13 protein-coding genes are annotated in these 15,450 nt (G+C 41.0%); 2 read left to right on the top strand and 11 right to left on the bottom strand.

From position 1 onward, the window contains the following. From MKI79_RS09170 to argC, 9 genes are all read right to left on the bottom strand, one after another. Positions 1-1,299, bottom strand: a complete 1,299-nt coding sequence (locus MKI79_RS09170; RefSeq protein WP_241572476.1) for a YjgN family protein — start codon at positions 1,297-1,299, stop codon at positions 1-3. Between the two features lie 204 nt (positions 1,300-1,503). Further along, positions 1,504-2,358 (bottom strand): S-formylglutathione hydrolase, encoded by an 855-nt coding sequence (fghA, locus tag MKI79_RS09175; RefSeq protein ID WP_241572588.1) that lies wholly within the window; start codon positions 2,356-2,358, stop codon positions 1,504-1,506. Between the two features lie 163 nt (positions 2,359-2,521). Continuing rightward, positions 2,522-3,946, bottom strand: coding sequence for a C13 family peptidase (locus MKI79_RS09180; RefSeq protein ID WP_241572478.1), 1,425 nt, complete (start codon positions 3,944-3,946; stop codon positions 2,522-2,524). Positions 3,947-4,440: 494 nt separating this feature from the next. Then, positions 4,441-4,887: a ribosomal protein S18-alanine N-acetyltransferase gene (gene rimI / locus MKI79_RS09185; RefSeq protein ID WP_241572484.1), complete on the bottom strand. Its 447-nt coding sequence runs from the start codon at positions 4,885-4,887 to the stop codon at positions 4,441-4,443. Positions 4,888-4,965: 78 nt separating this feature from the next. Next, positions 4,966-5,313: a YnfA family protein gene (locus MKI79_RS09190; protein WP_407651617.1), complete on the bottom strand. Its 348-nt coding sequence runs from the start codon at positions 5,311-5,313 to the stop codon at positions 4,966-4,968. A gap of 120 nt (positions 5,314-5,433) precedes the next feature. Next, positions 5,434-7,710, bottom strand: a complete 2,277-nt coding sequence (clpA, locus tag MKI79_RS09195; protein ID WP_241572488.1) for an ATP-dependent Clp protease ATP-binding subunit ClpA — start codon at positions 7,708-7,710, stop codon at positions 5,434-5,436. A gap of 11 nt (positions 7,711-7,721) precedes the next feature. Next, a complete protein-coding gene (clpS, locus tag MKI79_RS11755) occupies positions 7,722-8,252 on the bottom strand; it encodes an ATP-dependent Clp protease adapter ClpS (RefSeq protein ID WP_407651618.1) in 531 nt (176 codons plus the stop codon). 144 nt (positions 8,253-8,396) lie between these two features. Next, the gene (locus MKI79_RS09205) at positions 8,397-9,170 is read right to left on the bottom strand and encodes a DUF6776 family protein (RefSeq protein ID WP_241572490.1); all 774 of its coding nucleotides are present in this window, start codon (positions 9,168-9,170) and stop codon (positions 8,397-8,399) included. Between the two features lie 152 nt (positions 9,171-9,322). Next, the gene (argC, locus tag MKI79_RS09210; protein ID WP_241572492.1) at positions 9,323-10,372 is read right to left on the bottom strand and encodes an N-acetyl-gamma-glutamyl-phosphate reductase; all 1,050 of its coding nucleotides are present in this window, start codon (positions 10,370-10,372) and stop codon (positions 9,323-9,325) included. A 262-nt stretch (positions 10,373-10,634) separates the two neighbouring features. Here argC and MKI79_RS09215 point away from each other — a divergent pair, with 262 nt between their 5' ends. Next, positions 10,635-12,131 carry a hypothetical protein gene (locus MKI79_RS09215; protein WP_241572494.1) on the top strand — a complete coding sequence of 499 codons (1,497 nt, stop codon included), beginning with the start codon at positions 10,635-10,637 and terminating at the stop codon, positions 12,129-12,131. Positions 12,132-12,230: 99 nt separating this feature from the next. Here MKI79_RS09215 and MKI79_RS09220 read toward each other — a convergent pair whose 3' ends face one another. After that, a complete protein-coding gene (locus tag MKI79_RS09220; protein WP_241572497.1) occupies positions 12,231-12,947 on the bottom strand; it encodes a M48 family metallopeptidase in 717 nt (238 codons plus the stop codon). A 30-nt stretch (positions 12,948-12,977) separates the two neighbouring features. Beyond that, a complete protein-coding gene (rpiA, locus tag MKI79_RS09225) occupies positions 12,978-13,649 on the bottom strand; it encodes a ribose-5-phosphate isomerase RpiA (protein ID WP_241572501.1) in 672 nt (223 codons plus the stop codon). Positions 13,650-13,767: 118 nt separating this feature from the next. On the opposite strand from rpiA, the gene ilvA reads away from it, so the two are divergent. Next, positions 13,768-15,330, top strand: a complete 1,563-nt coding sequence (ilvA, locus tag MKI79_RS09230; protein ID WP_241572503.1) for a threonine ammonia-lyase, biosynthetic — start codon at positions 13,768-13,770, stop codon at positions 15,328-15,330. The last annotated feature ends 120 nt before the right edge of the window (positions 15,331-15,450 follow it).

Genomic DNA, 15,450 nt, shown 5'->3' on the forward strand with positions numbered 1-15,450 from the left:
TTACAAAGAAATGTCGATATCAAAAATATCCGCCAGCTCTTCACCGATCGCATTGTAATCTTCTTGCGCTTTATTCATGAGTTCCGATGGATCATCATAAAACACCACACTTAAAGACTCGATCTTATAACGGTAAATCCGTACCTGCGCCCACGCATACATCAAGCCCACTGAAAATAGAATCGCAAAACTATTGGTCATCTGAATCCATGCAAACTTCCACGGACTGACATCCGTTTTCATCTGGCTATCACCGATCTGTACATGTGACCAAGTCGCTTTAAATAAATAACCTTGTATCAATGGTGCAAGAAAGAATACCGCCATGAGGTATAAACCTGCGGCCAGGATCATCATCAACTCAGGTGCAATGCCTGCAAAATAACCCACTGCAATCAATACACCCGCACCGAGTATTGCACCCATAAACATCAACATCGGCAACATCACTGCAGCGAAGAAATCTCCTGCATCGGCAGTTAAGCGAAACTTGAGCTGTCCGATATAGAGGTGGTCCATTTGATAGCGCTTAAACCACAGCAAAGCGATTGGGAATAATAAACCCAGTGAAAATACTGTAATTAACCAACAGCCTAGTGCCATGAGATAAGTGCGTTTCATATCCGCAGAAAAATGGAAACGGCTATTTTCATACTTACTATTACGCGCATGGAAACGCAGACTCGAACGGATCAACCACGGAATCACCAGTAAAAATGCAATAGTCAAAATCGCATTCGCCTCTAGTGACACATAGCTCGATGCTAGAAAAATACCGTACGCACCTAATGCAATTAATCGTCCGACCAAGATACGTGACGGAATCCCTGTAAAGTCAAACTTACGATTTTTCAAATACGTATTGCCATAGAAATAACGTAGACGACGTACTTTTGCCCACGGCGCATACAACGTCAGTGTAATAATGGTCAGAAATAAATTACTAATCCAAATCTTAAAGTATTCCGTCCCATTACCCTTAAAACCGAAACGCCATGTTTGATGAATCTCTTGCATTGTCGGCTCAGAAGCGACCGCACTCCACGCAGGTGCATTAGTCGGACTAGCTACATTGGTAGTGGCTAAATTAGAGCTGACTTCATTAGAGCTAGCTACACTGCCACTGTCCACGTTGGAAGCATCTGTATGAGATGTATTCGAGTTCGTAGTACTGGAATTTGTAGAACTTGAGTTTGTACCACTTAGATGAGTGGAATTTTGATCAGAAGCATTGGTGCTACCAACGGCTCCACTGTCCCCAGACTGTGGTTCTACTGGTGGTTGATTGTCATTATTCATAAATTTTAATATCTACTGAAAGCTTGCGATAAGTTGTTCACTGCAAATCTGCAACGATTTTTAAATACCTTTTCACCTCCAAATAAAACCTATTCGGAGAAGTCGGCTAAAGTAGGTACTATACTGTAATTTTTAATCAATTCGATAAAATTATTATGACAACTTACTCAACATTCAATTCAATATTCAAGTCAGCATAACCGATCAAACACCATGTAATTGCTCTGCATGATGTCGTAAATGATCAGCAATAAAGCTTTGAATAAAATAATAACCATGATCAAAGCCTTCATGGAATCGAAGCGTTAGATTTTGTCCGACCTGATCACATGCTTGTTGCAGTTTTTCAGGGTGAAGCTGTGAATAAAACTGATCATCTAAACCTTGATCGACTAAGATATTTGGAAATTGTTTACCACGTTCAATGATCAAGTGCGAACTATCATGTGCAAACCACGCTTGTTGATCCATGCCCAAATAATGACTAAATGCTTTTTCACCCCACGGACAAATACTTGGCGCGCAGATCGGTGCAAAAGCCGATACAGATTGAAACTTTTCAGGAAACTTAAACGCCAAACTCAATGCACCATGACCTCCCATGCTGTGCCCCATTAAGCCAATTTTATATTTCACATCTTGGTTTGTCGCAATCGGAAAGTTATCTACAATGAGTTGATATAACTCATCGGCAATGTAAGTCTGCATCTGATAATGCTTCGCCCACAATGGCTGTGTTGCATTCACATAAAATCCCGCACCCTGCCCCAAATCCCAATGTGCATCATCCATGACATCTTCACCCCGAGGGGAGGTACCAGGTGTGATCAGTATCAAATCTAATTCATTTGCGAGCTGTTGCGCATGTGCTTTGATGGCAAAAGTTTCTTCGGTACAAGTCAATCCTGCAAGATAAATCACTGCGGTACAATCCTGACCTTTCAATGCCTTTTCTGGAAGATATACCCCGAACTTCATGTCACATTGTAGACTCTTTGCATGATGCCTATAAAAGCGTTGCTCACCTGCAAAGCAGTGATGTTTTTGTAATAATTCAATAGCAGACACGGCGTTCTCCATAGCTAAAGCGACATTTCAATCATTCAAACTAATTTCTTAAACTAATTTTTTAAAATCGTGTGTTAAACAAGTTCAGTTTAAACCGAAAATTGACCATTTCACTGTTAAGAAATTTAACTTTGAAAAGCTAATATGAAACAAATTAATGCGTTGATTTGTTTTGGCGTAATGGCAGGAAAACGCCTTCTTGCTTAGGTAAAGTCACTGCATTTTTCGGGAACAGACGTTGTTCTAACTGAGGCATCATTAGTTTGATGTTATCACCAATCACCCACTGCGGTTCTGACGGTTCAAAGCCTTGTGCAGCTTCCCATTTACCCACTGTCGCTTTAGCTTGATCAAATGCTGCTTTGAGATCGGTTTGCTCACGCATTGCTTCATCAAAGAAAGCTCGACCAAAATAGGTATAATCTGCTTCATTACTGCAACCAAATGAGCTTTTATCGGCAGCCGACGCAGTGATAATCAATGTATCAGGAGATTGTAGCGCAGGAACAAAACTCCCCGAATAGCACGCCGAGATCACGATCACACGCCATCGAATACCCGAGTTATCCAATGTTTCACGAAGCCATTTTGGATTGATCGAATCCATCGCAATCGGCGCATTGGCAAGCTCAAACTCATTGACCAAACCGTGTGAGGTCATGTACAGGAATAGCACATCATTTTCGCGGTTCATCACGCCACCAATGCGAGCAAGCGCACGGGAAATACTGGTTGGTGTCGCCATTGGCAATTGCTCGGCACTTTGATCGTTATTGACCAATGCGATCGAACGTCCAAATGTACCGAATCGGGTATCAAACTGCTCTTTAATGCGCTCCACTTCTGAGCGGAAAACATCTTGATAACCTGCACCTGCAACACCGAGAAAATACCACTGGGCATCGACAAAGTTACTTGGTTGTAGGTTTTGCAAAGCTTGGGTTAGCAGTTCTGATTGAGCATATAAGGCTTTTTCAGAGATGCTCGGTTGTACTTCGGCAATTTTCCAAATCGGCTGACTTTTCACAGAAGACTGCCATACCACCATTGTAAATAACGTGGCAAACATGATCAGCAATAGTTCCCACCACGGCCATTTCAAAGTCCGCGCAAGTACCCACACCACAGCCAAACTTTGCCATACGAAAAGCGCTAAAAACAACTGCGGTAAAAAACTATAAGTGAAATATGGCAACAGATCCAATGTCCCTAAATATTGCAAAAAGCTCTGCAATAAAGCGACATGCACATCTAAAATCAACCATAGCAACGCAGGAACCAACATGATGCGTTGCAATTCGGTACGCTGTGATAAGAAGATACCGACAATCAACGCCAAGAACGGCCACAATAAATAGCTAATCAGCCCCTGTGGATTAAAATGTCCTTGCCCATCGGCGATGATCCAACTAAACAGCGAGTTCGCCACACAGCCTGCGATCACCCAAAACAACAACTGCAATGGTGTCGGTGCGACCCAAGCCAAGCTACGACGAGAGCCAATAAATAGCCACATTCCTGCAATCAGATTATTTTTAAAATTCTGTAAGAAGAACGGCGTGGATTTAATCTCGTACATAGTCTTATTTACAATTTCTGCCTGTTGAAATTCAGTATGATTTACACATCAGTGCTATTTTCATGATTGTCTAGTTTTAAGACTATTCAATGTAAAGCTTTCTCAGCTAAGTTGATTGATGTTTTCAAATTTAACCAAGATCATATTAAACTAGACCATCTTTCTCAGCTCACAGGTCATTGCTGTATTTCCGTACCATATTTTCGTAATATGTTCCCGTACTATATTCAACTGCAAAACATTTCCATATAAGACCTTTGCCCTATATATTTCAAAAATATTTCGTACAATACAATGACGAGCAACACACTACAAAATCCGACTGTATAGTGTAAGTGGTTATTTTAATTTGACAATGCGAAAAGGCGCTCACATAACAAATTGATAATGAGTTTTTCTGATCAACTACAGTTTTGCATATCTTAAATTACAATTCATGATCTTTGAAGATGTTTTTAGTGATTGATTTCAAATTATTATTCTGAAATACCGATTTATTGACCAAATTGGAAAGCATCTTCATTTAGCATATTCACCATGATTACGGCATGTTCTTTTTGATGATTTGGCGCAGGATAATAATTTTTCCGTAGATCAATCTGATGAAATCCCACTTTTTCATACAGCGCAATCGCAGAAAGATTACTTTCCCGAACCTCTAAAAAAATTTGTACACATGCCGAACCTAATCGAGTGATCGCATCATTTAACATTGTTGTACCTAAGCCCTGCCCTTGATACTTCGGGTCAATCGCCATCAAAAGTAAATTCGCCTCATCTAAGACTTTTTGCATGATACAAAAACCAAGAATTTTTCCATCTTGCTCGACCACTGTCGATTGGTAACGCTCAACACTATCGGCGAACTGAGTTGCAGTCCACGGATGAAATTGAACTTGCTGTTCGATCGCACACACTGCATTGATATCAGTGTGTTGCATGTTTCGGAGATGAATTGCTTGATGTTTTGAAGTTTGCATTTTGGAATGGCTTAAATGAGTTTAAAACAGGAATATAAATTAGCGAATAAACGCACTTGGTTGCAAGATGATGATCAACGCACCGCAAACCACGACTAAACCACCAGAGATATCCCACCATGTGAGTGGAATTTGATCGACATAACGTAGCCATATCAACGCCATCGCCACATAGATCCCACCATAAGCTGCGTAGACTCGACCACTTGCTGTTGGATGCAAGCTCAAAAGCCAAACGAAGATCGCCAAGCTAAAAATGGTTGGTAACCACAGCCACCACGATTTTTGCTCACGCAAAATCAAATAAGGTAGATAACAACCAACGATTTCAGCAATCGCCGTGCAGACAAATAAGACAAATGTGCTGAGCAACTTTACATAGTCCACGATGATATCTTTCTCATTCAAAACCATTATGAAAAAAAGCACAAACTCGAAAGCCTGTGCTCTGCTTTTTACACTACAAAGTGGTTAACCTTGTAATGTTAAATTTTTACCTTTCAGTCTTTAAGCTGGCTCTGGACTATGATCTTCGATCACTTCCAATTTTAAACCATCTTTATCACTGTCTTTGCCATGTACGCTCACACTTACCGTACCACCATCGACCAGTGCACCAAACAGAATCATTTCTGCCAAAGGTTTTTTCAGCTGATCTTGGATGAGGCGTTGCATAGGACGAGCGCCCATTATGCGGTCATAACCTTGTTCAGCGAGCCAATCTCGTGCATCTTGATCGACTTCGAGCACCACTTTCTTATCATCAAGTTGCGCTTGGAGCTCAGTCAAGAACTTATCAACTACCGAATCAATCACAGTCGTTGGCAATGCTTTAAACTGAATCACACCATCTAAACGGTTACGGAATTCAGGGGTAAAGGCACGTTTCATCGCCTCTTGGTTGTCCGCACTATTATCTTGTTCAGTGAAACCAATACTGGTGCGCGTAATACTTTCCGCACCGATATTGGTGGTCATCACCAACACCACATTTCTAAAATCAGACTTACGACCATTATTATCAGTCAAAGTTCCATGATCCATGACTTGTAGCAACAAATTAAAGACTTCAGGGTGTGCTTTTTCGATTTCATCAAGGAGCAATACACAGTGTGGCGTTTTATTGATCGAATCAGTGAGTAAACCACCTTGATCAAAGCCGACATAGCCTGGAGGCGCACCAATCAAGCGAGAAACTGCGTGACGCTCCATATATTCAGACATATCGAAACGAATAAGCTCTACACCCAAGATTTTTGCAAGCTGACGAGTGACTTCCGTTTTACCGACACCAGTAGGACCTGCAAAAATAAAGCTACCAATTGGCTTATCAAGTGACTTGAGTCCTGCACGTGACAGTTTAATCGCTGCAGACAATGCACTAATCGCCTCATCCTGACCAAACACCACACGTTTTAAATCACGTTCCAAATACTCAAGAACCGACTTATCATCTTTAGATACGGTTTTCGGTGGAATTCGTGCAATCTTCGCCACGATATCTTCAATCTCAGCTAGACCAATCTGCTTTTCTTCACCATCTGCGTGAAGGCGCTGCTGTGCACCCGCCTCATCAATTACATCGATGGCTTTATCAGGTAAGAAACGCTCATGAATATACTTCGCAGAGAGCTCTACAGCAGATTTGATTGCATCATCATCATATTTGACGTTGTGAAATTCTTCAAATTTTGGTTTTAACCCTTTGAGAATCTCAATCGCCTCACCAATCGTTGGCTCAACAATATCCACTTTTTGGAAGCGACGCGAAAGCGCATGATCTTTTTCAAAAACTTGACGATATTCTTGGAAGGTCGTCGATCCAATGCAGCGTAATGAACCATTCGCCAATGCAGGCTTGATCAAATTCGAGGCATCCATCGTGCTACCCATACTTGAGCCTGCACCGATGATCATATGAATTTCATCAATAAATAAAATCGCATGAGGTATCTTTTTCAACGCATTGAGTAATTGTTTCAAACGCTTTTCAAAGTCACCACGATATTTCGTCCCTGCAACCAATGCACCGATGTCTAAGCTATAGACTTCTGCATCAGCCAGTGGTTTCGGTGCTTGACCTTTGACAATCAACCACGCCAAACCTTCTGCAATCGAGGTTTTACCAACACCTGGATCACCAACTAATAACGGATTATTTTTCCGACGACGGCAAAGAATCTGCGCAGTACGTTCAATTTCTTTTTGACGACCGATCAACGGATCTGTTTTACCTGCTTGCGCTTCTTGGTTGAGATTCACAGTATAAAGCTCTAACGGTCCTGCACTACTTGCACTACCACCATTTTCAGGATCAATTTCCTCTTGTTCTTCTTCAGATGCACTGGCTTCTTTATGCGCACCATGTGAGAGATATTGAGTCAGATTTAAGCGATTGATTTGTTGATGTTTGAGTAAATACACCGCAAACGCATCACGCTCAGAATACATTGCCACCAATACATCTGCGCCCTCGACCGCACGATCACCGCCACTTGATTGCACATGAAAAATTGAGCGTTGCAAAATACGATCAAAGCTCTCTGTTGGATGCGGTGCTTGATCGGTATCTTCAGGAAGTTTTGGCGTATGTAAGTCAATATATTCTTCAAGCTCTTTACGCAGTGACATAATGTCACCACCACATGCTTTTAACGCATTTACAGCCGAATCATTGTCCAATAATGCAAGTAAAAGATGCTCAACTGTTAGAAACTCGTGCCTTTTTTGACGAGCCATGCTTACAGCCAAACGGAGAGAAACTTCTAAATGACGACTGAGCATGATTATGACCTCTATTCTTGTGGCTCAATCTGACAAAGCAATGGATGTCCTTGTGATCGAGCATAGTTATTCACTTGATTGGCTTTGGTCTCAGCAATATCTCGAGGATATATGCCTGCAATACCTTTACCCTCATGATGTACCTGTAGCATTACTTGGGTAGCTCGGTCAAGTTCTAATGCAAAATATTGTTGTAAAATTTCGATGACAAAGTCCATTGGCGTATAGTCATCGTTCAATAAAACTACAGCGTACTGCGGTGGACGCTTTAAAACTGGTGGCGCAACCATGACATCGGCTTCATGATGCCCATCATCAGGATGCTCTTCATCATGCAAAATTGGCAATGACATCTTGGTCAAAACCCTGCTTTGATCTTGCAGAGGAGAAAGATTTTTTTCGATACTTATTGTCGCTTTTTGTTCACACTGGTCATGAGGCATATGCCAGTCCACCGCCCCCATTTGCTGAAAACGTTGTTGTATGACTTGTTTGGTCAATGTCGTTGATTTTCGACCTTTTGAGGGTGAAAAATTGGTCATAACACTTATTCTTTAAATCCAATAATTTGCTTTATTTACGCCAAGTTGTGTAAATTTTCGCACATTCTACTTTTAAAACCGCATTGTAAAACATTTTATTTCAAACTATTTTAACTTTTGAAATGAAAACACGCTTTTATAAATTTAATCCGCATCAGCAGCCACTTGTGGGATTTCACCTAAAAATGCCGAAGAAGTTACGTCTTTTGCTCCACGACGCCACGCAAAGCGTTGAATCACTGCATCACCCGAACCTTTCAAATGCACTTCGATAAACTGTGGCGCAAAGCCACTTGGCATCGTCCATCGCCCTGTTAAGCGTTCAAAATTGTCAAAATTAAAATTTGAGCTTTCCAAAGGCACAGTAAGAATCTCATTACCTTCGATTAAACGAATTTCTACACGTCCCACCGCACGGCGCTTACTTGGGCTGACTTGAACGAGATCAAGCACATACTCATAAGCATTACTTGGTAATGGTTTAATTTTGATATTTTGAATGGTTAAGCTCAAACCACCACGTTCACGCAATTTTTCACGATAGGTTGCACTCAGTGACTGTGCATAACCCTTATCTTGATTGGCTAGACCGAGCGCCTCATTCAACTCTTTTGCATTTTGGATCGCTACGTCACGCTCTTGCGTCGAGGTATTTAAGCTCACGCTCACAGCCTCTAAAGCTGATTTTTGTTTCGCAACAATCTCTGACAACTCTTGTGCATCTTGATCAAAACCAACGACGGTCAAACCTTGCTTATGTCCTACGCCGTAGCCTAAAGCAAAACCACCACCTGCTAGCAAAATCGCCGCAATGAGTATTGCCGACTGTGATTTCCAAAATGGCAACTTTGGTGCTGTGCTATTTTGCGTATTGTTGTTTTCTTCAGGGTTTGAAGGCGTTTGTTCTGAATAATCCATAACAATGAGATGCTCAAATGTCGAAAAGTTTTTGGCTATTGTCAGCAAATTAATGCAATTTGAATTTTAAGAACTTTTAACATGTCGTCAAAAATCATTAAAACTCAAACTGCTCGCTATTATGCCGATTTGTACAAACATTTAAAGTAGTTTTACGGTAAAAGTCCGATCGACTGCAATCCCAGACCTTCCTCTAAACCGAACATAATGTTCATATTTTGAATGGCCTGACCTGATGCACCTTTGACTAAGTTGTCTTGTGCAACCACGATCACCAAGCGCTTTGGTATTGGTTGATATAATGCAATACGTAAATAATTGGCACCACGTACACTGCGTGTTTCAGGTTGACTTCCCGCAGGCATCACATCGACAAAAGCTTCATTTTGATAAAACTGCTCAAATAAAGTCTGCAAATCGGTTTGCTGACCTTGCTCAGTCAAATTGACGTAAATCGTGCTCAGCATGCCACGAATCATCGGGACTAAATGCGGTACAAAAGTCAGACTATCAAAAGCACCTTTTTGCCCTGAAATATTTTCTAAGGCTTCAACGATCTCAGGATGATGACGATGCCCTGCCACACCATAAGCTTTGAAATTGTCAGTATTTTCTGTGTAGATCATGCCCATACTGGCTTTACGACCTGCACCTGACACACCTGATTTGGCATCGACAATAATATTTTCAAAAGAAATTAAGGCTTGTTCAGACTTTAACAGTGGTGCTAAACCAAGCTGAACGGTCGTTGGATAGCAACCTGGATTACCAACGACTGACGCATTTTTGATTTTTTCACGATTTAATTCAGATAAACCATAAGCAGATTGCTGTAACAGCTCAGGACATTCATGTCCCATACCGTACCATTTTTCAAATTGCGCTAAATCTTGCAAACGAAAGTCTGCTGCCAAGTCGATGACTTTCACACCTGCATCAACTAAGTCTTGTGCGTGTTTCATTGCTACCCCATGCGGTGTTGCAAAAAACACCACATCACAGGTCTTGAGTTGATCAATATCTAGTGGACTAAATGCCAAGTCTAATACACCACGCAGGCTTGGAAACATATCTGCAACTTTAAGCCCTGCTTCCGTACGTGAAGTCAACATTTTGATTCGAGCTTGTGGATGCTGTAACAACAAACGGATTAACTCAATCCCTGTATAGCCTGTACCACCGACAATACCCACATTAATCACTGCACTTACCTCACCTTACTTTTGTTACTGAGTTTTAACGATTTCGCTTTCACGACTTTGTTAGTTCAAGCCATCTTAAACCATGAAAATTTGAATCTAAAATCCTGAAAATTGATAGAGATTCAATGACTCATCTCTCAATAAACTAGTATGACAAAAAAACGATTGAAACAAAATCGAGGAATGGACTAGACGAATGGTTTTTTTTACTTTTTAATACTAGCCTCAGGGATTTTATACATAATAGCAATGGAGTGCGCGGATGCCTTCGATAAAAACAAAAGATGTAATGACACTTTCATCACTTTACAAGATGGGGTTGGCACTTGCTTGTGCGGGATTAGTCGCATGTGGTGGAGGCTCAGGTACATCACGAGGAAGTAACTCAAATACGACTGATGACGATGATAGCACTAAGCTTTCTTTCGAAGTGTTAATGCCGATGCAAGTTCAAAATGCTTCTCTCAATGTTTATATGATTGGCAAATCTGAACCAATTTATAGTAATAATAATTTTACAGGCTTCAGCACCGATCCTATTCTAGTGAATACTGAAGACAGTAATAAACTAATTTTTGTGACACTTTCACCAAACTCAAATAGCTTAGTCTATGATCCTATCACTGATAAAAATACAAGTTTTGACAGTTCGATCCACTCTGTTAACTTAGTTAGAAACAATCTGACCATCACGTTATCACCGCTTTCTGAAGCTATTTATCAACGATCTTTAGTTCGTTCAGGTAATATAGAGTTTGAGAATCCTGACATATCCTTAATCGAAGCAAAACATATCAATGCTTCTTATAATGAAATCACTCAAACATTAAACCAAGCATTCAATTTGACGAATTTTCCGAATATGAATTACGGTCAAAGTATTCGTGCCGTTGAATATAACAGTAAAAATCCAAAACCATATCTCAATGTATTTATCAGTTTAGGCATGATGCAACTTTGGCATAATACTCACCCTACAAGTGGTAACAGTTATGTGGCATTAAGTAAAAATATCGGTATTGATTTGCGTGATGGCTATCTTGATGGTCGCACTATTCAAGGTGATAACACCAGTTTCCTAAAATTAGTCACTACACCTAAAAATCTTGATCCGAGTAAAAACAACCCTATAGATATCGGTGAACTGCAAGAATCGGCACGTTCTACTTTTGGCGAAAGTTTTAAACAGGCAACTCTAGAATATGCTGATGCAACTTCTCAAGATATTCTAAATCCTGAAGGACTAACAGAACTCGAAAAACTCTCATACTATCAAGATACTGCACATTCTGACACAGGTGTACGATTCCGCTGGATTGGTGCAGGCGACTATCGAGCGGCGCTTGGTTTTGTCAGTACAGCACTTTGTGAAACAAGTATCTATCCGTGCAGACAAGGTTTAAATGCAGATGACATACTAGGCAGCATTTCTGATATCGAATATTTGGTTGGAAGACATCAAGTTCAAAATTGTCAAATTGATATACTTGCAACAGGCGATGTACTTTTAACTAAGAACAGCCAAACCATTACCGGGCAAATCAATCGCGATCAAAGTGACAATTTATTACGCACTAATGATACAACTCGTAGCTATCTTTTAAATATTGGTTCAGGAGATATGCAAAGACCTCATTTTATTCAGCTTGAACTTCAAAATTCCGTGATTCTTGATGCTAGAACTGGATACAGTCAAAATAAATTTCCATCTGAAAATGACATCTCCTCTGATACAAATGAAATTTCTAGTTGTAGTTAATACTTAAAGTATATTTATTTTCACCCCACTAATTGGAGCTTCAGATCGATAAATCTGAAGCTCTCACCTTTAATATACCGAAATAAAGTATATTTATCTTTAGACTTGCCACCAATGCGGTAAACGATATTGTTTTAATCGCTTTTGCTTCAACTTTGCTTGTGGACACCATTGTTCAAGTTGTTGCCAAAAACTAGTTTGATGATGCATATGTACTGTATGCGCAAGCTCATGCAAAATTACATATTCTGCACTCTCTAAAGGCATCAGTAATAATCCTGCATGGAGCATAATACGTTGATCACTACTACAACTGCCCCAGCGTGTTTTTGCTTTGCTGATACGCACCGTATTCACCTTTCGCTGATGAACTTTTGCAAAATAATTTAACGGCTCGGGTAAAACCTGCTTGGCAAATTGAAAAACAAACTGGGTTAATGCTTTCTCGGCATGATCCGCATTAATAAATAAAAGTGCATCGTTTTCCGACCACTTAAATGCTCGTGACATGCTTTGATATTCAACACGAATGGTTTTCGGGAAAAAATTTAAATCCAAAGTCGTTGGTAACTCGATCTGTGTGGATTGTTCTGCTTTTTGCGATATTAATAACTGTTGCTTTAGCCATGTCTGTTCCAACCAACTTTGACTATGCACTAAAAAATCTTGCACCTGCCGTTTGGTTGCATTCGGTGGCACAGTCAACCGAATACCTTGCGCTGAAACGGCAAGTTTCAGACGCTTGGCACGAGCATGTCTGACCATGTGAATTTCAGGTAAATGAGGACTGGATTGTTCAGTTTGTTCTAAAATCATTCGACCACAGTCATTATACTAGCTTTCGGATTATTCAGGTTTTCTGACTTCAATGCCATTATCCGTTGCAACAATGGCAATGCTCGCAGAATTTTGTGCAAAGATACCGTTGGTCACGACACCTGGAATATTATTAATGGTGTGCTCAAGTTCAAGCGGATTTAAAATATTCAGATTAAATACATCCAAAATCACATTACCATTATCCGTGATCACACCTTCACGATATGCAGGATCACCACCGAGAGCGACCAATTTTCGTGCCACTGCCGAACGTGCCATCGGAATCACTTCGACAGGTAGTGGGAATTCACGCCCAAGCTGTGTCACCCATTTTGAATCATCAACGATACAGATAAACTGCTTTGCCGTTGATGCCACAATTTTTTCACGTGTTAGCGCTGCACCGCCACCTTTGATCATATGTAGATGACGATCAATCTCATCAGCACCATCGACATAAGCATCCAAACCACCCACATGGTTGAGATCGACCACTTCGATGCCGAGTTTTTTTAGACGTTCTTCGGTGGCTTTCGAGCTCGATACTGCGGCTTCAAGTTGTAACTCTGGAAGTAAATCAATCAAGAAATTGACCGTACTGCCTGTGCCCACCCCTAAGATTCCACCTTTTGGTAGATGTTGAATAGCAGCTTCTGCGGCTGCACGTTTTTTGTCATCTTGCGAAGCATATAAAGTCATTGATCGTCTCTATTGAAAGATTTGGCGGTTCAGCTCGGAATTCTAGCAAATCTTCAGCGTAATGAATTTTGATTTGCTACAATGGCGTATATTTTACTGTTAAATTTGGAAGAATGTCATGCTGTCTCATTGGGTTAGACAAATTTTACAAGCAACTGTCTATGATGTTGCCATCGAATCCCCACTTGAGATTGCACCAAAAATTAGCCAAAGACTCAATAATAACATTCGCTTTAAACGTGAAGATTTGCAACCTGTTTTTTCATTCAAACTGCGCGGCGCATACAATCGCATTAGTCAATTGCCAAAAGCACAGCTTCAAAAAGGCGTGATCTGCGCATCCGCAGGCAACCATGCACAAGGTGTTGCACTTTCGGGTCAGAAGCTCGGTATTCCTGCAATCATCGTCATGCCAACGACTACACCTGACATCAAGGTTGAAGCAGTCAAGCGCCTTGGTGGTACGGTCGTCTTGCACGGTGATAGCTTTGATATTTCTAATAAATATGCCAAGCAACGCGCGGAAGATGATGGTCTGACTTTTATTCCGCCTTATGATGATGAGCTGGTCATCGCAGGACAAGGTACCATTGCCAACGAACTCATTCGTCAATGGCGTGATGTGGAATATGTCTTTGTCGCTGTCGGCGGTGGTGGTTTGATCGCAGGTGTGGCGGCCTATCTTGGCGACGTGGCACCGCATGTCAAAGTCGTTGCAGTGGAGTATGAAGAATCCGCCTGCTTAAAACTCGCACTTGAAACTGGTGAGCGAGCAATCCTACCTCATGTCGGTTTATTCGCAGATGGTACAGCGGTGGCGCAAATTGGTGAGTTGCCATTTGAAGTGTTGCAATTGGATAAGTCTGACGGTTCAGGAAAGATCATTGAACCTGACGTTGTGACCGTAAATACCGATGAAATCTGTGCAGCGATCAAAGATACTTATGATGAAAATCGCAGTATCGTTGAGCCATCTGGCGCAATGGCGCTGGCAGGGATTAAAAAATACGTCGCACAGCACAATATCGAAAATCAAAATATGGTGTCGATCGTCTGCGGTGCCAATATGAACTTTGATCGCTTACGTTTTATCGCTGAGCGCACCGAGCTTGGTGAACATCGTGAAGCGGTCTATGCCGTAACTTTACCTGAGCAAAAAGGCGCATTCCTCGCTTTTTGCCGTGCTTTGCAAGGTCGTAATATTACCGAATTTAACTATCGCTACAACGGTAGTGAAAAAGCGCAAGTCTTCGTTGGTATTAGCCTGAAAAATGGCGATATCGAACGTCAAGAAATCTTCGAGCAACTTCAAGCCGATTATAATGTGGTGGATTTATCCGATGATGAAATTGCCAAATTGCATATTCGTTATTTGATCGGTGGTCATGGTCATTTGCCTGATGAACGCTTATTCCGTGTATCTTTCCCTGAACGCCCTGGTGCTTTACTCCGCTTTTTAGAAAGTCTTGGACCTGAACACAATATCAGCCTGTTCCACTATCGTAATCATGGGGCCGCAGAAGGTCGTGTACTCATGGGGCTTCAAGCAGGTAAAAACTCACAGCAAAGCGCAACTCAAGAAAATGAAGCTCAAGATAGCTTGCTCACGACGTTGGAACAGATTAATTATCCATTCAATGAGATCACTAACAATTTAGGTTATCAGTTATTTTTAAAATAACGCTTGAAATAACTGTTGGAGCTGTAGTCGGTTTTTCCATTCTTTTAAAAAATATGTGTTGAAGGTACTCGTGACCTTCGGCACAACGTCCTAATCAATCATTTCTCTTGTTTTTAATCT

The sequence above is a fragment of the Acinetobacter sedimenti genome, from assembly GCF_022601685.1.
Classification (GTDB): Bacteria; Pseudomonadota; Gammaproteobacteria; order Pseudomonadales; family Moraxellaceae; genus Acinetobacter; species Acinetobacter sedimenti.

What these genes read in the sequence shown, in the direction of transcription:
- MKI79_RS09170 (WP_241572476.1), bottom strand. Translation starts at nt 1,299, where the DNA reads ATGAATAATGACAATCAACCACCAGTAGAACCACAGTCTGGGGACAGT.
- MKI79_RS09180 (WP_241572478.1), bottom strand. Translation starts at nt 3,946, where the DNA reads ATGTACGAGATTAAATCCACGCCGTTCTTCTTACAGAATTTTAAAAAT.
- rimI (WP_241572484.1), bottom strand. Translation starts at nt 4,887, where the DNA reads ATGCAACACACTGATATCAATGCAGTGTGTGCGATCGAACAGCAAGTT.
- clpA (WP_241572488.1), bottom strand. Translation starts at nt 7,710, where the DNA reads ATGCTCAGTCGTCATTTAGAAGTTTCTCTCCGTTTGGCTGTAAGCATG.
- clpS (WP_407651618.1), bottom strand. Translation starts at nt 8,252, where the DNA reads ATGACCAATTTTTCACCCTCAAAAGGTCGAAAATCAACGACATTGACC.
- MKI79_RS09205 (WP_241572490.1), bottom strand. Translation starts at nt 9,170, where the DNA reads ATGGATTATTCAGAACAAACGCCTTCAAACCCTGAAGAAAACAACAAT.
- MKI79_RS09215 (WP_241572494.1), top strand. Translation starts at nt 10,635, where the DNA reads ATGCCTTCGATAAAAACAAAAGATGTAATGACACTTTCATCACTTTAC.
- MKI79_RS09220 (WP_241572497.1), bottom strand. Translation starts at nt 12,947, where the DNA reads ATGATTTTAGAACAAACTGAACAATCCAGTCCTCATTTACCTGAAATT.
- rpiA (WP_241572501.1), bottom strand. Translation starts at nt 13,649, where the DNA reads ATGACTTTATATGCTTCGCAAGATGACAAAAAACGTGCAGCCGCAGAA.
- ilvA (WP_241572503.1), top strand. Translation starts at nt 13,768, where the DNA reads ATGCTGTCTCATTGGGTTAGACAAATTTTACAAGCAACTGTCTATGAT.